Genomic DNA, 19735 nt, shown 5'->3' on the forward strand with positions numbered 1-19735 from the left:
GAATCAGGAGGGCTGCGACCCGGGCAGCAAGCGAGCGAGCTGGGCATCGATCCAGGCCTGGAAGCCCGGCGAAGGCACAGCATCGACCGCAAGGTACCACCAGTCGTCAGCAGCAAAGGCGCGGCATTTGACCGCGTCCTTCTCGGTCATGACCACAGGCAACGCAGGCGTGAAGCTCAGGGCCTGGCCGCTGTACTCGGCATGATCGGCAAAAGGGTGTGGCACAGGCTGCCAGTTTAGCCCCTGCAGGGTGTTGAAGAAACGTTGCGGGTTGCCAATGCCGGCCACCGCATGCAGGGCCTGGCCAGGAGGGAAATAGTCGAGACGGTGACGCTCGCCGCTGCGCAGGTTGACCAGCGCGGTAGGCTGCAGGGCAAAGGCAAAACCGTCTTCCCGGTCGGCCGTGGCGCCATTGTAAAGCACCGCGTCTACTTCCTGCAGGCGCTCCACCGGCTCGCGCAAGGGGCCGGCTGGCAGGCAGCGGCGATTACCCAGGCCGCGGGCGGCATCGATCAGCACCAGCTCCAGATCGCGCGCCAGGCGGTAGTGCTGCATGCCGTCGTCACAAAGGATCAGGTCCAGCGTCTCGCTGGCCAGCAACGCCTGTACGGCGCGCGAGCGGTCCGGGTCGATCATCAGCGGCACGCCGCTGCGCTGGACGATCAGCAAAGGCTCATCGCCCGCCTCGGCCGCGCCCTGCTCGGCACGCACGCGCCAAGGCAACTGCGGTGGCTTGGCACCATAACCGCGGCTGACCACGCCGACGCGCAGGCCGCGCTGACGGCAATGCTCGATCAACCAGAGAATCATCGGGGTCTTGCCGGTTCCGCCGACGGTGATGTTGCCCACCACAATCACCGGCACCGGCGCGCGGTAACACTGGCTTTCACCACTGAGAAAGCGCGCGCGCTTGCCCAGCACCACGCGGCGATACAGGGCTTCAAGCGGACGCAGCAGGGCCAGGGCAGGATGCCCGGCGTACCAGGCATCGAGCAGGCGATCGGCAATAGCCATCAGGGCGTCCCCTGAGCCGCCTCGACCGTGGTCATGCGCAACTGGCTGAAACCGAGCTTGCCGGCCGCATCCATGGCAGTCACCACCGCCTGATGCGGGGTCTTGCCGTCGGCGCTGATCGACAACGGCAGTTTGGTGTCACCTGCGGATTCCTGCTGCAGGGCTTCGGTCAGGGTCGCCAGGTCGCTCTTGGGCAACAGATGGTTGTTCACCGAGTAGACGCCATCGGCGCTGATGGTGATGTCCAGCTGCTTGAGCTCGGAATCCGGTGCCGGCGCGCCGCTGACCGATTCCGGCAGCTCGACGCGCAACTGGGTTTCGCGGGTGAAGGTGGTGGTGACCACGAAGAACAGCAGCAGGATGAACACCACATCGATCAGCGAGGCCAGGTTGATGTCCACGGTCTCCCGTGGCTTGCGCCGGAATTTCACGCCTTGCCCTCGGCCAGGTCGACATCACGGTCGCCCTGCACCACTTCGACCAGCTTGATCGCCTCCTGCTCCATGCCGACCACCAGCTCATCGATGCGCCGCTGCAGGAAACGGTGGAAGAACACCGCCGGGATACCAACCATCAGGCCGGCCGCCGTGGTGATCAGCGCCTTGGAGATACCACCGGCCAACACCGCCGCGTTGGTGGTCATGCCGGTGCCCATGAAGGCGCTGAAGATATCGATCATGCCCAGCACGGTGCCGAGCAAGCCGAGCAGCGGCGCCATGGCGGCGATGGTGCCCAGGGCATTGATGTAGCGCTCCAGCTCATGAATGACCCGGCCGGCGGCCTCTTCGATGCATTCCTTCATGATCTCGCGGCCATGGCGCGAGTTGGCCAGGCCCGCAGCGAGGATCTCGCCCAGTGGCGAATCGGCACGCAGGGCCTTGAGTTTGTCACTGGTGAGCTGTTTATCCTTGATCCACATCCACACCTGGCCCAGCAGATGCGGTGGCGTGACCCGGCTGGCGCGCAGGGTCCAGAGACGCTCGGCGACGATCGCCATGGCAGCGATGGAGCTCAGAATGATCGGCAGCATCATCCAGCCACCGGACTTGACCAATTCCCACACAGTAAGCATCCCCTCGAAAAAGTCCGCCACTTTACCATAGGACCCCAGGGGGCTCATCTGCCGAAGGTCGTCATCTCGGCTCACGCCAGAAACGCCGCTGGGCGCGCAGCCCTTCAGGCTCGCCGAACGCCCCCAGGCGCAGGCGCAGCGCACCGTGTTCGACATTGTCGTAAGCCTGGATACCGTGCGTCCGATAGCGCGCCATGACCTCGGGGTGAGGATGACCGAAGGCGTTGTAGCGCCCCCGGGAGATCAGCACGCCACGCGGGGCGGTTGCGCTCAACAGCGCCTCACTGGAGGAACTGCGGCTGCCGTGATGGGGCGACTGCAGCCAATCGACCTGGCCCGCCTGCCAATCCCGCACCCAGGCCCGCTCGCCACGGGCATCGAGATCACCGGTGAGCAGCAGCTTCTCGCCTTGCGCCTCGACCAGCAACACACAGGAATCCTGGTTGCTATCACCGGCGTCATGCCATTGCCAGAGGGAAAAATTGACCCCGTCCCACTGCCAACCCTCGCCGCTACCGCAAGATTGCGCTTGTAGCACAGCAGGCAAGGCCGACGCTTCGCCACTGAGCACCCGTAGTACCGGCAAACCGCGCTGAACGGCGCGAGCGCCGCCGGCGTGGTCGGCATCGGCGTGGCTGAGCAGCATCAGGTCGAGCTGGCGCACGCCCAGCTTGTGCAAGCTGGGTAGCACCACCCGCTCGCCCAAATCGAAATCGCCCATGGCCGGGCCCGCGTCATAGAGCATGGCGTGGTGACGGGTGCGCAAGATGAACGCCAGCCCCTGGCCGACATCCAGTTGCCAGACCTCCACCTGGCCCTCGGGTACGCGCTCCTGTGGCGCAAATGCCGCCAGCAGCAACAAAGGCCAGCCGAGGGCGCGCATCGGCAAGCCGCGCGGCAACAGCAGCAGGAACGCCCCCAGGCACACCAGCAACCAGCTCCAGAAAGGCAGTGCCGCAGGCAGCCAGGCTGGGCGCCAGACAGCGGCTTCTGCCAACATCCGGAACAAACCGTCGAGCAAGCCACCGGCCAGCCACAACAGCCCCTCCCCCAGATACGGCACCGGCAGCAACAGGGTGCCGAGCAACGCCGCCGGCAACACCGCAAGGCTGATCCACGGCACCGCCAGCAGGTTGATCAGCGGTGCCGTCAAGCTCACCGGCAAACCTTGCGCGAGCAACACCGGCAACAAGCCGATGGCGATCAACCACTGGGCGCGACCCCAGGCCAGCCACGGGTTCCAGGCGCCAAGGCGGCCGCTGAAGGTAAAGATCAGAATCGCCACGGCCACGAACGATAACCAGAAGCCCGGCTGCAAACTGGCCAGCGGCTCCCACAGCAACACCGCGTTCATCGCCAGCAACAGCGGCAAGCCAACGCCCAGATGGCGAAAACGCAGGCGCCAGAGCAGCACCATGGCCAGCATCACACAGGCACGCTGCACCGGCACCTGAAAACCGGCCAACACGCCGTAGACCAGTGCGGCGGCAAGTGCCAGCGCACAGGCACAAGGCAACCAGGGCAGCCTTGGCGGCCACCAGCCAAGGCGCGCCAGCCCGGCAATCAAGGCATACACCAACCCGGCCAGCAGCCCCACATGCTGGCCAGAGATCACCAGCAAGTGCACCGTACCGGTTGCCTGCAACGCCTGCCAGTCTTCGCGCGCCAACCCGCCGCCATCACCCAGTACCAGCGCGGCCAGCGCCGCCTCCCGGCCTTGGGCATCCACAGCCAACAAGCGCTGGCGCAGGTGATCGCGCCAGGCCGCTGTCGCCGGTGCCAGGCGCTCGCCGGCCTTGACGCTGCCGGTGGCACCGATACGCCGGGCCAACAGGCTCGCTTCCTGATCGGGACCATGAGGATTGAGCAAACCGGAGGGGCGTTTGAGGCTGACGGCCAATCGCCAAAACTCACCGCTGTTGACCGCTGGCCCGCCAAACCAGCTGAGCTGTATTCGCCGGGGCAATTGCGCACGGCGAGAGTGGGCAGCGCTCAGCTCGAAGCGCACCGAGCGCGCGCCCTGCTCCGGCAAGCCTGTGACCCGGCCTTCAATCCACAAGGTACGGCCATCGAGTTCTGCCGCCAGACGCTGGTCCAGCGCCGATTGCGCCGAGACACAGGCCCAGCTCAACCCCAACAGAAACAACCCGATTGGCCAGAGCCGCGAAGGCAAGCAGGAAAGTCCGACAACTGTCAGCAGGACAAGTCCCCAGACAGACGGCAAAGCCGGTAGAAACCCGAGACTGATCAGCCCGAGCGCAAGCGCCAACATCCCTGTGCGCATAAGGTTGAAGCTCCAGAAGTGAACCACCTCCTGAGGCTTAGATCAGTGACGGCAAGCGCTCGCTAAATAATTGTCACAAAGTCTGAATAAGGCACTTTTAGAATCCGTGCATACTGGCACCCTTCAGATTGCCGAGACCCCACATGCCGCGTCGTCTCTTCAAACGCTACATGCCCGATCCGACCAGCATCAGGGAACACAAATCCTTACGCTTTCTCGGCCGGCTGTTGCACGACCCCAACCTCTGGCACCTCAACCGGCATTCGGTTGCGCGGGCCATGGCCGTCGGTCTGTTCGCCGCCTTTATCCCGGTTCCGATGCAGATGCTACTGGCCGCCAGCCTGGCGATCATGGTGCGCGGCAACCTGCCGATCGCGGTCAGCCTGGTGTGGCTGACCAACCCGATCACCATGCCGCCGGTGTTCTTCTGCACCTACCAGATGGGCGCCTGGCTGATGCAGATTCCGCCACGCAGCCTGCCCGAAGAACTGACCTTCGAATGGATCACCGACCAGCTGTCGACCTTGTGGCAGCCGTTCCTGCTCGGTTCAGTGGTGTGTGGCGTGTTGCTCGGCGCCCTCGCCTACTGCCTGACCATGCTCTACTGGCGCTGGTGGGTAGGCCGGCAGTGGCGCCGGCGCAAGGTCAAGCAATCAGGTACGCATTCCTCGCCCGCTGACCAATAGGCGCGTACAACCGACATACAGCACCGCAGTGGCGACCAGCATGAAGCTGATGGCCACGCCGATACGGATATCCGACACGCCGAGAATGCCATAGCGGAACGAGTTGACCATGTGCAGCACCGGGTTGGCCATCGACACGGTCTGCCAGAACGGCGGCAGCAGGGTAATCGAGTAGAACACCCCGCCCAGGTAGGTCAGCGGCGTCAGCACGAAGGTCGGGATGATCGAGATATCATCGAAGTTGCGTGCGAACACCGCATTGATGAAGCCCAGCAACGAGAAGATCGTCGCCGTCAGCAGCACCACGACAATGGTCACGCCCAGGTGGTGCACCTGCAGGTCGGTGAAGAACAACGACAGCAACGTGACGATCACCCCCACCGCCAGGCCGCGCAATACACCGCCCAGGGTGTAGCCGACGAGGATGGTGTGCGGCGACACCGGCGACACCATCAGCTCCTCGATCGAGCGCTGGAATTTACTGCCGAAAAAGCTCGACACCACGTTGCCGTAGGAGTTGGTGATCACCGACATCATGATCAGCCCCGGGACGATGTACTCCATGTAGGTGAAACCGCCCATGTCGCCAATTTGCCGGCCAATCAGGTTACCGAAGATCACGAAATACAGAACCATGGTGATTGCCGGAGGCAGCAAGGTCTGCGGCCAGATCCGGGTGAAGCGGCGTACTTCGCGGTAGACGATGGTATTGAGGGCGACCAGGTTGGCGCTCAGTTCCGAACTCATACCGCCACCTTTGCCAGGTTTTTCTCAACCAGGGACACGAACAGCTCCTCGAGACGATTGGTCTTGTTGCGCAGGCTCTGCACCTCGATGTTCTGCAGCGCCAGCTGGCCGAACAGCGCGGTGATGCCCACTTCCTTGTCCACTTGCACTTCCAGGGTGTGCGGGGTGATCAGACGGCACGGATAACCGACCAGGTGTGGCGCCTGGGGCAAGTCCTGCTTGAGGTCGAGCAGGAAGGTCTCGACATGCAGTTTGCTCAGCAAGGCACGCATGCTGGTGTTCTCGACGATGGTGCCGTGGTCGATGATGCCGATGTGGCGGCACAACTGTTCAGCCTCTTCCAGGTAATGGGTGGTGAGGATGATGGTGATGCCTTTCTGGTTGAGCTCGGTAAGGAAGCTCCACATCGAACGGCGCAGCTCGATGTCGACGCCCGCGGTGGGCTCGTCGAGGATCAACAGGCGCGGCTCGTGAATCAGGGCGCGGGCGATCATCAACCGGCGCTTCATGCCGCCGGACAGCGCACGCGACGGTGCATTGCGCTTGTCCCACAGGCCGAGCTGGGTCAGGTACTGCTCGGCACGCTCCTTGGCCACCTTGGCCGGAATGCCGTAGTAACCGGCCTGGGTCACGACGATGTCAAAGGTCTTTTCGAACTGGTTGAAGTTGAATTCCTGCGGCACCACGCCAATGCAACGCTTGAGCGCGGCGGGTTGACGATCAAGGTCGTGACCGAAAATATTCACGCTGCCGCTGGTCTTGTTGACCAGGGTCGAGAGGATGCCGATGGTGGTGGATTTACCGGCGCCATTGGGGCCGAGCAAGGCGAAGAAGTCACCTTCGGCGACATCCAGGTCAATACCCTTGAGGGCCTGGAAACCGTTGCCGTAGGTTTTGGTTAGCTGCCTTATGGACAGAGCAGAACTCATAGCGGGTCGCGTACCAGTGTGGAAGGTTCTAGACGCGGCCGGGCAAGGCCGGCCGCAGTGAATATGACCATGGTGCTTGTGCAGACCGGACAAGTACAGTCATGTGTATCGATAATAACTATCAGATTGACCGTAGTTGCCCGATCAACAGTGATCAGGTCAGTGCGGTCATCACTGCCGCCTGGTACGCCGGGCGCTCCCGCAAGCGTTCATACCAGGCGCGCAGGTGACGCATTTCGGGACGCTCGATAGGCATCTCGAACCAGGCATACGCAAAACAGCCCAGCGGAATGTCGCCCATGCCCAGGGTATCGCCGGACAGATACGGCGAATTGGCCAAGGCCTGATCTGCAATCGAAAGCAGCTGCGCGCAGGTCTTGTGCGCGGCGTTGATTGCCAGCCAATCCCGCTGCTCTTCAGGCGTGCGCACCATGCCCCAGAACAAGGGGCGAAACGGCGTGGCGAGCGACGAGGTGACCCAGTCCATCCACTTGTCCGCCTCGGCGCGCTTGCGCGCGTCCGTCTCATACCAACCCGACGCGCTACCGTATTGCGCGCACAGGTAGCGAACGATGGCATTGGACTCCCAAAGCACCAGGCCGTCGTCTTCGATCATCGGCACCAGGCCGTTGGGGTTCAATGCCCGGTATTGCGGGTCATTGACCAGGCCGAAGGCGCCCCCGGCATTTATCGACTCATACTCAAGGCCAAGCTCTTCGGCACACCACAGTGCTTTCCTGACATTGGTCGAGTTCTTCCTACCCCAGATCTTGAGCATGACATATCCCTATTGGTTTGACGGGTCGCCCAGTCTACTCCAGGCGATCACGCTGGCAATCATCTGGCATTCAGGCGAACTCCTGAGGTCATGTCCTGTCACTGTTCAGGCAAGCCGTTTAGCCGATGCGGTCTAAGCTTCGATGGATGGCGAAATGCCCTGATGTTTCACGGAGGAACTTCCTATGTTGCTGTTGTGGTTAGTGGTCCTGGTGATCGGCGTGGCTTACCTGGCCCACCGTCGCATTGCCGCCTTGCCAGCATTGGGCATCGTCGCCCTGTACCTGCTGGCGATGGGCATTTTCAGCCATTCACCGGTCTGGTTGCTGACGATCTTCTGGCTGTTGCTGGCCGCCGTGGCCGCCCCGCTGCTGCTCCCCGACCTGCGCCGCAACGTGCTCAGCGCACCGTTGTTCGGCTGGTTCCAGCGCACCCTGCCGCCGATGTCGCAGACCGAACGCGAAGCCATCGACGCCGGCACCGTGTGGTGGGACGGCGAATTGTTCAGCGGCCGCCCGGACTGGAACACCCTGCTCGGCTATTCCAAGGCCGAACTCACTGAAGAAGAACAGGCCTTTATCGATGGCCCCACCGAAGCACTCTGCGCCATGGTCAGCGACTGGCAGATCGGCCAGGACCTGGACCTGCCGCCCGCCGCCTGGGAGCACATCAAGCGCCATGGCTTCTTCGCCTTGATCATCCCCAAGGAGTACGGCGGCAAGGGTTTCTCGGCCTATGCCCACTCGCAGGTGGCGATGAAGCTGGCGACCCGCAGCGGCGACCTCGCCTCGACAGTCATGGTGCCCAACTCCCTCGGCCCGGCCGAACTGCTACTGCACTATGGTACCGACCAGCAGCGCAATCACTACCTGCCGCGCCTGGCCCGTGGTGACGAGATCCCCTGCTTCGCCCTCACCGGCCCGCTGGCCGGCTCCGATGCTGGCGCCATGCCCGATACCGGCGTCATCTGCAAAGGTCAGTGGCAAGGCGAGGAAGTCATCGGCCTGCGCCTCAACTGGGAAAAGCGCTACATCACCCTCGGCCCTGTCGCCACCCTGCTGGGTCTTGCCTTCAAGGCCTACGACCCCGAACACCTGCTGGGCGACAAGGAAGAACTGGGCATCAGCCTGGCACTGATCCCCACCGACATCCCTGGCGTCGAGATCGGCAAGCGCCACCTGCCGTTGGGCGCGGCGTTCATGAACGGCCCCAACAGCGGCAAGGATGTGTTCGTGCCGCTGGACTTCCTCATCGGCGGCCAGGACATGCTCGGCAAGGGCTGGATGATGCTGATGAACTGCCTGTCGGTGGGCCGCTCGATCTCCCTGCCGGCAGTGGGCACGGGCGCGGCCAAATACACCAGCCTGGTCACCGGCCAATATGCGCGTATCCGTGAGCAGTTCAATGTGCCACTGGCGGCCTTCGAAGGTATCCAGGAATCCCTCGCGCGCATCGGCGGCAACGCCTTCCTGATGGACAGCGCGCGCCTGCTCACCGCCAAGGCTGTGGACCTGGGCGAGAAACCCTCGGTGCTCTCGGCGATCCTCAAGTACCACCTCACCGAGCGCGGCCGTGAGTGCATCCAGCACGCCATGGATGTGCATGGCGGCAAGGGCATCATCATGGGCCCGAACAACTACCTGGGGCGCAACTGGCAAGGCGTGCCGATCTTTATTACCGTCGAGGGTGCCAACATCCTCTCGCGCAACCTGATGATCTTCGGCCAGGGCGCGATTCGCTGCCATCCGTTCGTGCTCAAGGAAATGGCTTTGGCCGGCCGCGAAGACCACGACCAGGCACTCAAGGAGTTCGACCAACTGCTCATGCAGCACATCGGCTTTGCCGTGGGCAACGCCGCCAGCACCCTGGTCCTCGGCCTGGGCCTGGGTCACTTCGAGAAAGTCCCGGGCGATGCCTTGAGCCAGGGTTACTTCCGCGCCCTCAACCGTCAGGCGGCGGCCTTCGCCCTGCTCGCGGACCTGTGCATGATGCTGCTCGGCGGCGAACTCAAACGCCGCGAACGCCTGTCGGCGCGCCTGGGCGATGTGCTCAGCCACCTGTACCTGGGCTCGGCTGCACTCAAGCGTTACCACGACCTGAACTCGCCCGAGCACCTGCAACCGCTATTGCGCTGGGCCATGGAAGAAAGCCTCGGCCAAGCCGAAAAAGCCCTGGACCGGCTGCTCGACAACTTCCCCAATCGCTTGCTCGGTTGCGCCCTGCGCCTGGTGGTGTTCCCGTTCGGGCGCCGCCACAGCGGGCCAAGCGATGAACTGGACGCCGAGATCGCCGAACTGATTGGCCGCGCCAAGGGCGACCCGGCCCTGGAAGAACTGCTTGCCGGTTGCTACCGACCGCAAGCGGAGGGTGACCCGGTTGCGGCCCTGCAACAGGCCTACGAGCAACTCAGCGCAAGCGAGCCGCTGCGCAAAAAGCTGCAGCAGGCACTCAAGAGCGGCCAGGTCGCCGCCGCCCCGGGCGAATCGGTAATCGATGCTGCCCTGCATGCCGGCGTGCTGCAAGCCGTTGAGGCGCAAAGCCTGCATGCCGCTGAAACGGCACGCCGCCGGGTGATCGATGTGGACGCCTTCAACAAGGAGGAACTGCTACCGGCCGACGGCAAGATTCGCTAAGAGCCGGGACATCGGGCGCCGGGCGCCGTATACTCCCGCGCCCGTTTTTGCTCAAGAGGATTGCCAGCATGGCTACCGATCGCCTGGAATATCATCTCGCCCTGCTCACCCACCTGCGCACCATCCTGGTTGCCTTGGGCGAAGCCGAGCAGGTACCGGAAGAAAGCCACGCGCTGTTTCTGGAGCGCTTCGACGAGCTGATGCTGCAACTGCCGGTCGACCCGGAAAGCACCTATCTTGGCCAGGACATCATCTGCCAGGTCATCCAGCGCTACCCGCAAATCGCTCACCTGGTCCCGCGCGACCTGCTGTGGTTCTTTGGCGGCGACTGCCTGCACTTCATGCCGGAGAACGAGCTGGACATGTACCAGGAACTGGAAGAGCGCCGCTTCGAAGCCGAGCAGAATGACGAGCCCTTCGACTGGAATCAGGAAAAACAGCTGCTGAGCATGTCGGACGACGACAGCAAGCATTAAGCGCTACAGGCGCGCAGGGCTGACAACAGTCCTGCCGTCTGCAGGTGGCGGTTAAAACCGAGACGAAAAAAAACGCCGTTCAAATGAACGGCGTTTCTTTATTTGGAGCGGGAAACGAGACTCGAACTCGCGACCCCGACCTTGGCAAGGTCGTGCTCTACCAACTGAGCTATTCCCGCAAACTTTGTAGCGACCGGCAAACCGGCAAGAACAAGCGCTGATGCCCTTGTTCCATCACTACAGCGTTATCAAACGCTGGAGCACCATATTTGGAGCGGGAAACGAGACTCGAACTCGCGACCCCGACCTTGGCAAGGTCGTGCTCTACCAACTGAGCTATTCCCGCAAAAATGGCGTCCCCTAGGGGACTCGAACCCCTGTTACCGCCGTGAAAGGGCGGTGTCCTAGGCCACTAGACGAAGGGGACGACGCCCGAAACATGCAATGCATGCTTCAGTTACCAACTCAAACCGTTAAGATCTGACGCTGGGTTTTTACAAGCCCTGCCGTTAAGCAAAGCCTTTGTAAACTGGAGCGGGAAACGAGACTCGAACTCGCGACCCCGACCTTGGCAAGGTCGTGCTCTACCAACTGAGCTATTCCCGCATTGGCGTCCCCTAGGGGACTCGAACCCCTGTTACCGCCGTGAAAGGGCGGTGTCCTAGGCCACTAGACGAAGGGGACACACTACAACATTCACTCCCTGCCGCGTTTCGCTGTGTGCTTTACGCTGCAAGTGGCGCGCATTCTAGGGATGCTTTGATAAGCCGTCAACCCCTCTGTATAAATTTATTTAAATCAATGACTTCGCGAAGCTTTGCAGCCTTCTGCCAGGCCATCGCGCGCCTTACGCTTGACGTTTTTTTTCTGACGCCCTACCCGCCTTCGGCCCAGCAGCCACGGCAGGTTGAAAGCAAAAGGCCATCAACTACCCCCAGGCAACTGCCAAACAGCTCTATCCGGCTAAAAGCTTAGCCACTACACTCAAACAGTAAATCATCCTGTATGAGGCGTTAACGGTGACACCACTTCTGATCACCCTGCTTATAGTAGCGGGGATCGCGTTATTGATCGTGATCGGCTACCTGAACAACGTGGTCGAGAACAACAAGCTCGAGCGTGCCCGGCTGAAGATCGAGCTGGCCGAACGTTTGCGCCGTTGTGGCGAAATCACCGAAACCTTTCCTGGCCAGTTGATGACCCCGGCACTCAAGTTGCTACTGACCCGCCTGGAACTCAACCTCAACCAGCGCCGACTGGCCCTGGACAAACACAGCCGCGACATCCGGGCGCGGATTGCCGAGCTTGAAGGGCTGATCGCCAAGGGTGAGGCGCTGCCGGTGAACAATCCGCCGATGCCGATTCAAACCGAAGCCCGGGCCAAGGATGTCCGCTTCCTGCTCGAAGGCATGCATAACCAGATTACCCGTGCTGCTCAGGAAGGCTTCCTGCCGACCAACGAGGCCAAGTACTGGGTCAAGGAAATCCGCCATATCCTGGTACTGCTGCACATCGAGTTCTTCAACAACCTCGGCCAGCAGGCGCTGCAGCAAAACCAGCCAGGGCATGCACGCCTGGCGTTCGAGCGCGGCGTGCAGTACTTGCGCAAGCAGCCGGACCCGGCGGTTTACCGCGAGCAGCTCGAGTACATGGAGAAGCTGTTGGCCCGCGCCAACGCTCAGGTGCTGAGCCAGCTGGAACCGGCCGCGGACGAAACCAACGCCTTGACCGAAGGCCTGAAAACCGACACCACCGAAGACTGGAAGAAGAAAGTCATCTACGACTGAGTTCTGGTTGACCCGATCGCCGGCAAGGCCGGCTCCCACAGGCCCTGTATACACCGAACCTTGTGGGAGCCGGCCTTGCCGGCGATCGAGCGCAAAGCGCTCGTCAGCAATCAGTCAAACGCAGAAAGATCCCCGCCAAGCGCTCCAGCCCCGCCTGATCCACCTCACTGAAGCGCGCCAGCTTAGGGCTGTCCAGGTCCAGCACGCCAATCAAGCGCCCGTCCTTGACCAGCGGAATCACCAGCTCACTGTTCGATGCACTGTCACAGGCAATGTGCCCGGGAAATGCGTGCACGTCTTCGACCCGCTGGGTTTCCCGGCTGGCCGCGGCCGCACCGCATACACCGCGACCGAAGGGAATACGCACACAGGCCACCTGCCCCTGAAACGGCCCGAGCACCAGTTGCTCGTTGCGATTGAGGTAGAAGCCAGCCCAGTTCAAGTCATCGACCTGGCTATAGAGGAACGCCGAAAACTGCGCGGCGTTGGCAATGAAGTCACGTTCATCGGCAAACAGGGCTTCCAGCTGGGCCGCCAGCAGGCCGTAGCCTTCGAGGCCAGCGCCGGTAGCGTTGAGGTCGATCATGGTTTTTGCTCCAACAGTTTCAGCCCGACCCAATAGCGGGCGAACTGGTAGGCGCATCTGCCGTTACGGTTGCCGCGGCCGGTCGCCCAGCGTACAGCGAGAATGTCCAGCTCCTCGTCGCGGCTCCAGACCAGCTCCGCGCGCCGGGCCAGCTGGCCGATCCAGTGTTCGACCACGTTGAGGAAGTGCTCCTGGGTGAAGGGGTAAAACGACAGCCACAGGCCGAAGCGGTCAGACAGGGCAATCTTGTCTTCCACCGCCTCGTTGGGGTGCAGCTCGCCGTCGACCATCTTCCAGTTTTCGTTGTCGCTCTGTTTCTCCGGCACCAGGTGGCGGCGGTTCGAGGTAGCGTACAGCAGCACGTTATCCGGGGCCTGCTCCAGCGAGCCATCGAGCACGCTCTTGAGCACCCGGTAATCGCCCTCCCCGGCTTCGAACGACAGGTCATCGCAGAACAGCACGAAGCGTTGCGGCAGTTTCTGCAGTTGCTCAACCACCCGCGGCAAGTCGGCCAGGTGATCACGCTCGATTTCGATCAGGCGCAGGCCGGCCTCGGCATGCTCGGCCAGCAACGCTCGCACCAGCGATGACTTGCCGGTACCGCGCGAACCCCAGAGCAGTGCATGGTTGGCAGGCATGCCATCAAGAAACTGGCGGGTGTTGCGCCCCAGTTGCTCGCGCTGCTGATCGACACCGATCAGGTCGGACAGGCGCATGTCGAGGCTGACCTCCAGCGGCAACAGGTAGCCGCTACGGCCATCACGCTGCCAGCGCGCAGCCAGGCATTGCGACCAGTCGATGTTCGCACGCACCGCCGGCAACAAGGGCTCAAGGCGGGCAAGCACGGTTTCTGCACGTTCCAGAAAAGCATTCAAACGAGAGTCCACAAGATTTCCTCAAGACAGTTGCAAGGACAAAGGCATAGCTGAATGTGTGACAGGGCGTGCCAGCAGCCGGGACTGATCGGCTATGCTTGCGCAGCGCACGGAATGTGAAACTGGCTCGGGACTCATGGATATCAAGTTCACCAATCGCCTGTCCTACAAGCAAGCCCGGCTGACGGTCCTGGTCGGCTTCATCCTGGGTACATTGCTCAGTCTCATCCAGATCGGTATCGATTATGCCAGTGAAGACGCCTCTATCAACCGCGAGATGCTGTCGCTGCTGGAAATCAGCCATAACCCGGCCTCGCGCATCGCGTACAACATCGATGCCGAGCTGGCCCAGGAGCTGACCCGCGGCTTGCTGCAATCGCCGGCGATCACCCGCGCCTGGCTGATCGACAACAACGACACCGTACTCGCCGATGTTCAGCGCCCACGCCAGGAAAGCAGCTACCGGCTGATCAGCGATTTCCTCTTCAGTGAGTCACGCCAGTTCCAAGACCGGCTGTTTCTCAGCCATATGCCCGACGAGTCCCTGGGCACGCTGTTCCTGGACGTCGACACTTTTGCCTTCGGCAGCCGCTTTCTCAAGCGTGCCGAAGTCACCTTGCTCAACGGTTTCATCCGCAGCCTGATTCTGACCGGCATTCTTCTCGGCCTGTTCTACATCATGCTGACCCAACCGCTGGTACGGGTGATCAGGGCCTTGAGCAACAGCGACTCACGCAATCCGTCGCAGTCCAAGCTGTCGTTCCCACCGGGCCATGAACTCGACGAGATCGGCGTGCTGGTCAAGGTCGCCAACCAGCAGTTCGTCAGCATGGCCACCGAGATCCAGCAACGGCGCAACGCCGAAAACCGCCTGACCGATTACCTCAACGAACTGGAGAACATCGTCTCGGCGCGCACCAATGAGCTCAAGGCCAGCAACACCCGTCTGAGCCAGTCCAATGAAGAGCTCGAAGTCGCCCGGCGCCGCGCCCTGGACATGGCTCAGGCCCGCGCGGCCTTCCTGGCCAACATGAGCCACGAAATTCGCACGCCGCTCAATGGCCTGCTGGGCATGATCGCCCTGTCCCTGGACAGCCCGCTCAATGCCGAGCAACGTCAACAGCTGTCGATCGCCCACGACTCGGGAAAAGTGCTGGTCGAGCTGCTCAACGATATTCTCGACCTGTCCAAGTTCGACGCCGGGCAGCTTGAACTCGAGCGCATCCCCTTCGACCTCGGCGCCCTGGTCGAAGACACCGCCAATCTGCTGTCGCAGAACGCCGCACCGAGTGTCGAGCTGACCTGCCTGATCGATCCGCTGTTTCCCTCGATGGTACTCGGCGACCCAACCCGGGTGCGGCAGATCGTCAGCAACCTGCTGTCCAATGCCTTGAAATTCACCCGCTTCGGCCGTGTCGATGTGCGCCTGACCAGCTACCCCGGCGGTATTCGCCTGGACGTCTGCGATACCGGCATCGGCATCCCCAGTGAAGCCCAGGTGCGGATCTTCCAGCCCTTCACCCAGGCCGGTGCCGGAATCACACGCCAGTACGGCGGTACCGGCCTGGGGCTGGCGCTCACCAACAACCTCTGCGAAGCCATGCAGGGGCGCCTGAGCATCAGCTCCGAAGCCGGTTTCGGTAGCCAGTTCAGCGCCGAATTGCCCTTGCCCAGCCACACCCCGGCAGTCCCTGCACAACCGTTGCAGGGTAGCGTTGCCGCAATCAGTAATGCCAGCAGCGGCCTGGCCGAACTGTTGCTCACCCTGCTGCCCGGCTGGGGCCTGGACTACCAGCGCTACGATCATCCGACGCAACTTGGGCAGGCACAGCCAGATCTGCTGATCACCGACGACCTGGACTGCCTGTTCAGCCTGCGCCCGCAGATCAGCGCGCCGATTCTGCTGGTGACCGCCTATGGCAACTTCCTGCCCGGTGAACAGGCCGCACACCTGGCGCCGTTGCAGCAGCAGGCGCGACCGCTGGCGCGCAATGCCCTGTATCAGACGCTGCGGCGCACCCTGCATGGCACCGACAACATCAACCAGTCCCCATTGGACGGCGCCCAGCACAGTGAACGGCGCGCGCGCATCCTGCTGGTCGAGGACAACCCGGTGAATCAATTGGTGGCCAAGGGCATGCTGGCCAAGCTCGGCTGCGAGGTCAGCGTTGCCGCCCATGGCGCCGAAGCCCTGGAACAGCTGGAACAGGCACCATTCGACCTGGTGCTGATGGACTGCAACATGCCAGTGATGGACGGCTACGAAGCCAGCCGGCGCATCCGCCAGAGCGGACGCTGGCCAGACCTGCCGATCGTCGCCCTGACCGCCAACGCCATGCCCGAGGAACGCGAACGTTGCCGGGCAGCGGGGATGAGTGATTACCTGGCCAAACCGTTTCGCCGCGAAGAACTGCTGGCGCTGATCGATCACTGGGTGCCGCTGAAGGCTACCTGAGCAGCTTTTCGATCGAGCCGGTCAAGGCGTCCGGCTTGGTGCTTGGCGCATAGCGGCTGACCTTGCCGGTGGCCGGATCAATCAGGAACTTGGTGAAGTTCCACTTGATCCCTTGCAAGCCGAACAAACCGGGCGCGCGCTTTTTCAACTCGACGAACAACGGATGGGCACCGCTGCCGTTGACCTCGATCTTGCGAAACAACGGGAAGCTGACACCGAAGTTGAGCTCGCAGAACTGCGCGATCTCCTGCGCATCACCGGGTTCCTGCTTGCCGAACTGATTGCAGGGAAAGCCCAGCACCACCAGCCCCTGTTCGCGATAACGCTGCCAGAGCTGCTCCAGGCCTTTGTACTGCGGAGTAAAACCGCACTGGCTGGCGGTGTTGACCACCAGTAGCGCCTTGGCGGGGTAATCGGCCAGGGCTTTTTGCTCACCGGTGAGGGTAATGCAGGGGATCTTCAGCATTGCGTCGGCCATGACCTTTCTCCTTTTATCAGCGGGGCACCAGGTCCAGGCAGACCGAGTTGATGCAATAGCGTAGCCCGGTCGGCGGCGGGCCGTCAGGGAACACGTGCCCCAGGTGGGCGTCACACTTGGCGCAGGTCACCTCGGTGCGGATCATACCGTGGGAGGTGTCGCGAATCTCGATCATCGCGCTGTCGGCAATCGGCTCGTAAAAACTGGGCCAGCCGCATCCGGAGTCAAATTTGGCTTTCGAATCGAACAGCGCTTCGCTGCAGCAGATGCAATGGTAGACGCCGTCGGTCTTGGTGCCATTGTACTTGCCGCTGAACGGCCGCTCGGTGCCCTTCAGGCGGCACACGTTGTACTGCTCGGGGTCGAGCATGGCGCGCCATTCTTCGAGGGTTTTCTCGAGTTTTTCCATCATCAGGCCTCATCTGTCCAAAAACCCCGCGCCATGGCTTTTCCACAGGGCGGGCGGCACGTATATTATTGCGCCTCATCAGACATCAGTCTGGCACCCGCGTCACACGCATTTCAAACGTTTTCACAGCGCATTGCGCGGCGATCTTTTCTAATCGGGATCACATCATGCAGGTCAGCAAATCGAACAAGCTCGCCAATGTCTGCTACGACATTCGCGGCCCGGTGCTCAAGCACGCCAAACGCCTGGAAGAGGAAGGCCATCGCATCCTCAAGCTGAACATCGGCAACCCGGCACCCTTTGGTTTCGAGGCGCCGGACGAGATCCTCCAGGACGTGATCCGCAACCTGCCGACCGCCCAGGGCTACAGCGACTCCAAAGGCCTGTTCAGCGCGCGCAAGGCGGTCATGCAGTACTACCAGCAAAAGCAGGTAGAAGGTGTCGGCATTGAAGACATCTATCTGGGCAACGGCGTCTCCGAACTGATCGTGATGTCGATGCAGGCGCTGCTCAACAATGGCGACGAAGTGCTGATCCCGGCTCCGGACTATCCGCTGTGGACCGCCGCGGTAAGCCTGGCCGGCGGCAACCCGGTGCACTACCTGTGCGACGAGCAGGCCGACTGGTTCCCGGACCTGGACGACATCAAGGCCAAGATCACCTCCAACACCAAGGCCCTGGTGATCATCAACCCGAACAACCCGACCGGCGCGGTGTACTCGCGCGAGCTGCTGCTGGGTATGCTCGAACTGGCCCGCCAGCACAACCTGGTGGTGTTCTCCGACGAGATCTACGACAAGATCCTCTACGACGAAGCCGTGCACATCAGCACCGCTTCGCTGGCGCCGGACCTGCTTTGCCTGACCTTCAACGGCCTGTCCAAGTCCTACCGGGTGGCGGGTTTCCGTTCCGGCTGGCTGGCCATCTCCGGGCCCAAGCATCACGCCCAGAGCTACATCGAAGGCATCGACATGCTGGCCAACATGCGCCTGTGCGCCAACGTGCCGAGCCAGCACGCGATCCAGACCGCCCTCGGTGGCTACCAGAGCATCAACGACCTGGTACTGCCGCAAGGCCGCCTGCTCGAGCAGCGCAACCGTACCTGGGAGCTGCTCAACAGCATTCCCGGGGTCAGTTGCGTCAAGCCGATGGGTGCGCTGTATGCGTTCCCGCGCATTGATCCGAAGGTCTGCCCGATCCACAACGACGAGAAATTCGTCCTCGACCTGCTGCTCTCGGAGAAACTGCTGATCGTTCAGGGGACAGCCTTCAACTGGCCGTGGCCGGACCACTTCCGCGTGGTGACCCTGCCCCGGGTCGACGACCTGGAGCAGGCCATTGGCCGTATCGGAAACTTCCTGAAGACATATCAGCAGTAACCTACCGTTGATATGGAATCGTCTGCGCCATTAGCGGCGCAGACCTTACACACCGAGTTTTCAGCACTGATATCACCCGCCGCTCTGGCGTGCGGGTTGCTGGAATTCGTCTGTAATACAGGCAAGTACACAGTTTGAAATAGTCGCCCGGTTGAATCACCGCAGCGCGCACCTTATATACCCCGCATACGTGACACTTTTATCCGTCAGGAGAACGTAACAACCATGATGCGCATCTTACTGTTTGTGGCCACCAACCTCGCGGTTGTGCTGATTGCCAGCATTACCCTGAGCCTGTTTGGCTTCAACGGGTTCATGGCGGCCAACGGGGTTGACCTCAAACTCGACCAGCTGCTGATTTTCTGCGCGGTATTCGGCTTTGCCGGCTCGCTGATCTCGCTGTTCATCTCCAAGTGGATGGCGAAGATGAGCACCGGCACCCAGATCATCAGCCAACCGCGCACCCGCCACGAACAATGGCTGCTGCAGACCGTCGAGGAGCTGTCCCGCGAAGCCGGCATCAAGATGCCGGAAGTCGGTATCTTCCCGGCTTACGAGGCCAACGCCTTCGCCACCGGCTGGAACCGCAACGATGCCCTGGTAGCGGTCAGCCAGGGCCTGCTCGAGCGTTTTTCGCCCGATGAAGTGCGCGCCGTACTGGCCCACGAAATCGGCCACGTGGCCAACGGCGACATGGTCACCCTGGCCCTGGTGCAAGGCGTGGTCAACACCTTCGTGATGTTCTTTGCCCGCATCATCGGCAACTTCGTCGACAAGGTGATTTTCAAGAACGAAGAAGGCCAGGGCATTGCCTACTACATTGCAACCATCGTCGCCGAACTGGTACTGGGCATTCTGGCCAGCATCATCGTCATGTGGTTCTCGCGCAAACGCGAGTTCCGCGCCGACGAAGCCGGTGCCCGCCTGGCCGGCACCAACGCAATGATCGGCGCCCTGCAGCGCCTGCGCTCGGAACAAGGCGTGCCGGTGCACATGCCCGACACCCTCAATGCCTTCGGCATCAATGGCGGCCTCAAGCAGGGCCTGGCTGGCCTGCTGATGAGCCACCCGCCGCTGGAAGACCGTATCGAAGCCCTGCGCCGTCGCGGCTGATCGGACACCGGTAACAAAAAAGGGCGACTTCGGTC

General features: G+C 62.1%; 18 protein-coding genes and 5 tRNA genes. 7 read left to right on the forward strand and 16 right to left on the reverse strand.

All coding sequences use genetic code 11. The features are described from left to right. Positions 1–3 precede the first annotated feature (3 nt). The 4 genes from lpxK to KHO53_RS02755 all read right to left on the reverse strand — a co-directional run bounded on the left by lpxK (position 4) and on the right by KHO53_RS02755 (position 4370). Complete coding sequence (gene lpxK, locus KHO53_RS02740; protein WP_100782052.1) at positions 4–1014, reverse strand: tetraacyldisaccharide 4'-kinase; 1011 nt, start codon at positions 1012–1014, stop codon at positions 4–6. Continuing rightward, the gene (gene pocB, locus KHO53_RS02745) at positions 1014–1445 is read right to left on the reverse strand and encodes a flagellar polar localization protein PocB (RefSeq protein WP_010223210.1); all 432 of its coding nucleotides are present in this window, start codon (positions 1443–1445) and stop codon (positions 1014–1016) included. Before pocB ends, lpxK begins: the two co-directional genes overlap by 1 nt. After that, the gene (gene pocA, locus KHO53_RS02750) at positions 1442–2077 is read right to left on the reverse strand and encodes a flagellar polar localization protein PocA (protein WP_010223209.1); all 636 of its coding nucleotides are present in this window, start codon (positions 2075–2077) and stop codon (positions 1442–1444) included. The genes pocB and pocA overlap by 4 nt, the downstream gene beginning before the upstream one ends. 70 nt (positions 2078–2147) lie before the next feature. After that, positions 2148–4370, reverse strand: a complete 2223-nt coding sequence (locus KHO53_RS02755) for a DNA internalization-related competence protein ComEC/Rec2 (protein WP_010223208.1) — start codon at positions 4368–4370, stop codon at positions 2148–2150. Positions 4371–4513: 143 nt separating this feature from the next. On the opposite strand from KHO53_RS02755, the gene KHO53_RS02760 reads away from it, so the two are divergent. Further along, positions 4514–5056, forward strand: coding sequence for a DUF2062 domain-containing protein (locus KHO53_RS02760; protein WP_010223207.1), 543 nt, complete (start codon positions 4514–4516; stop codon positions 5054–5056). Here KHO53_RS02760 and KHO53_RS02765 read toward each other — a convergent pair. The 3 genes from KHO53_RS02765 to KHO53_RS02775 form a co-directional block, all read right to left on the reverse strand. Then, a complete protein-coding gene (locus KHO53_RS02765; RefSeq protein ID WP_010223206.1) occupies positions 5024–5803 on the reverse strand; it encodes an ABC transporter permease in 780 nt (259 codons plus the stop codon). The two genes, KHO53_RS02760 and KHO53_RS02765, sit on opposite strands and share 33 nt — an antisense overlap. Then, positions 5800–6732 carry an ABC transporter ATP-binding protein gene (locus KHO53_RS02770; RefSeq protein WP_010223205.1) on the reverse strand — a complete coding sequence of 311 codons (933 nt, stop codon included), beginning with the start codon at positions 6730–6732 and terminating at the stop codon, positions 5800–5802. The genes KHO53_RS02765 and KHO53_RS02770 overlap by 4 nt, the downstream gene beginning before the upstream one ends. Before the next feature lie 154 nt (positions 6733–6886). Further along, on the reverse strand, positions 6887–7510 hold the full coding sequence (locus tag KHO53_RS02775; protein ID WP_010223204.1) for a glutathione S-transferase: 624 nt from the start codon (positions 7508–7510) through the stop codon (positions 6887–6889). 184 nt (positions 7511–7694) lie between these two features. On the opposite strand from KHO53_RS02775, the gene KHO53_RS02780 reads away from it, so the two are divergent. Continuing rightward, complete coding sequence (locus tag KHO53_RS02780) at positions 7695–10142, forward strand: acyl-CoA dehydrogenase (protein ID WP_010223203.1); 2448 nt, start codon at positions 7695–7697, stop codon at positions 10140–10142. A gap of 68 nt (positions 10143–10210) precedes the next feature. Continuing rightward, complete coding sequence (locus KHO53_RS02785) at positions 10211–10618, forward strand: PA2817 family protein (protein WP_010223202.1); 408 nt, start codon at positions 10211–10213, stop codon at positions 10616–10618. Positions 10619–10721: 103 nt separating this feature from the next. Here the strand turns inward: KHO53_RS02785 and KHO53_RS02790 are convergent. From KHO53_RS02790 to KHO53_RS02810, 5 genes are all read right to left on the reverse strand, one after another. After that, positions 10722–10797: transfer RNA gene (locus tag KHO53_RS02790), tRNA-Gly, on the reverse strand. A 91-nt stretch (positions 10798–10888) separates the two neighbouring features. Further along, positions 10889–10964 (reverse strand) — tRNA-Gly (locus KHO53_RS02795). Between the two features lie 5 nt (positions 10965–10969). Next, positions 10970–11045: transfer RNA gene (locus KHO53_RS02800), tRNA-Glu, on the reverse strand. Positions 11046–11148: 103 nt separating this feature from the next. After that, positions 11149–11224 (reverse strand) — tRNA-Gly (locus KHO53_RS02805). A gap of 2 nt (positions 11225–11226) precedes the next feature. Continuing rightward, positions 11227–11302, reverse strand: a tRNA-Glu gene (locus KHO53_RS02810). Between the two features lie 335 nt (positions 11303–11637). On the opposite strand from KHO53_RS02810, the gene KHO53_RS02815 reads away from it, so the two are divergent. Continuing rightward, entirely contained in the window at positions 11638–12405 is a 768-nt protein-coding gene (locus KHO53_RS02815) for a hypothetical protein (protein WP_010226281.1), read from the forward strand. A 103-nt stretch (positions 12406–12508) separates the two neighbouring features. On the opposite strand, the gene msrC is transcribed toward KHO53_RS02815, so the two are convergent. After that, positions 12509–12991 carry a free L-methionine (R)-S-oxide reductase MsrC gene (gene msrC, locus KHO53_RS02820; protein WP_010226283.1) on the reverse strand — a complete coding sequence of 161 codons (483 nt, stop codon included), beginning with the start codon at positions 12989–12991 and terminating at the stop codon, positions 12509–12511. Continuing rightward, positions 12988–13878, reverse strand: a complete 891-nt coding sequence (locus tag KHO53_RS02825) for an ATP-binding protein (protein ID WP_010226285.1) — start codon at positions 13876–13878, stop codon at positions 12988–12990. Before KHO53_RS02825 ends, msrC begins: the two co-directional genes overlap by 4 nt. Positions 13879–13960: 82 nt before the next feature. Here KHO53_RS02825 and KHO53_RS02830 point away from each other — a divergent pair, with 82 nt between their 5' ends. Beyond that, entirely contained in the window at positions 13961–16321 is a 2361-nt protein-coding gene (locus tag KHO53_RS02830) for a response regulator (RefSeq protein ID WP_174242302.1), read from the forward strand. Here the strand turns inward: KHO53_RS02830 and KHO53_RS02835 are convergent. Together KHO53_RS02835 and msrB are read right to left on the reverse strand one after the other, a co-directional pair. Further along, positions 16314–16799 carry a glutathione peroxidase gene (locus KHO53_RS02835; protein WP_036996497.1) on the reverse strand — a complete coding sequence of 162 codons (486 nt, stop codon included), beginning with the start codon at positions 16797–16799 and terminating at the stop codon, positions 16314–16316. The genes KHO53_RS02830 and KHO53_RS02835 overlap by 8 nt on opposite strands. Positions 16800–16815: 16 nt before the next feature. Next, positions 16816–17208 carry a peptide-methionine (R)-S-oxide reductase MsrB gene (gene msrB, locus KHO53_RS02840; RefSeq protein WP_036996498.1) on the reverse strand — a complete coding sequence of 131 codons (393 nt, stop codon included), beginning with the start codon at positions 17206–17208 and terminating at the stop codon, positions 16816–16818. 167 nt (positions 17209–17375) lie between these two features. Between msrB and KHO53_RS02845 the strand changes: the two genes are divergently transcribed. Beyond that, a complete protein-coding gene (locus KHO53_RS02845; RefSeq protein WP_010226289.1) occupies positions 17376–18587 on the forward strand; it encodes a pyridoxal phosphate-dependent aminotransferase in 1212 nt (403 codons plus the stop codon). Positions 18588–18812: 225 nt separating this feature from the next. Then, complete coding sequence (htpX, locus tag KHO53_RS02850) at positions 18813–19700, forward strand: protease HtpX (protein ID WP_036996500.1); 888 nt, start codon at positions 18813–18815, stop codon at positions 19698–19700. Positions 19701–19735: the final 35 nt, after the last annotated feature.

The organism is Pseudomonas sp. RC2C2, from assembly GCF_018390435.1.
Lineage (GTDB): Bacteria > Pseudomonadota > Gammaproteobacteria > Pseudomonadales > Pseudomonadaceae > Aquipseudomonas > Aquipseudomonas donghuensis.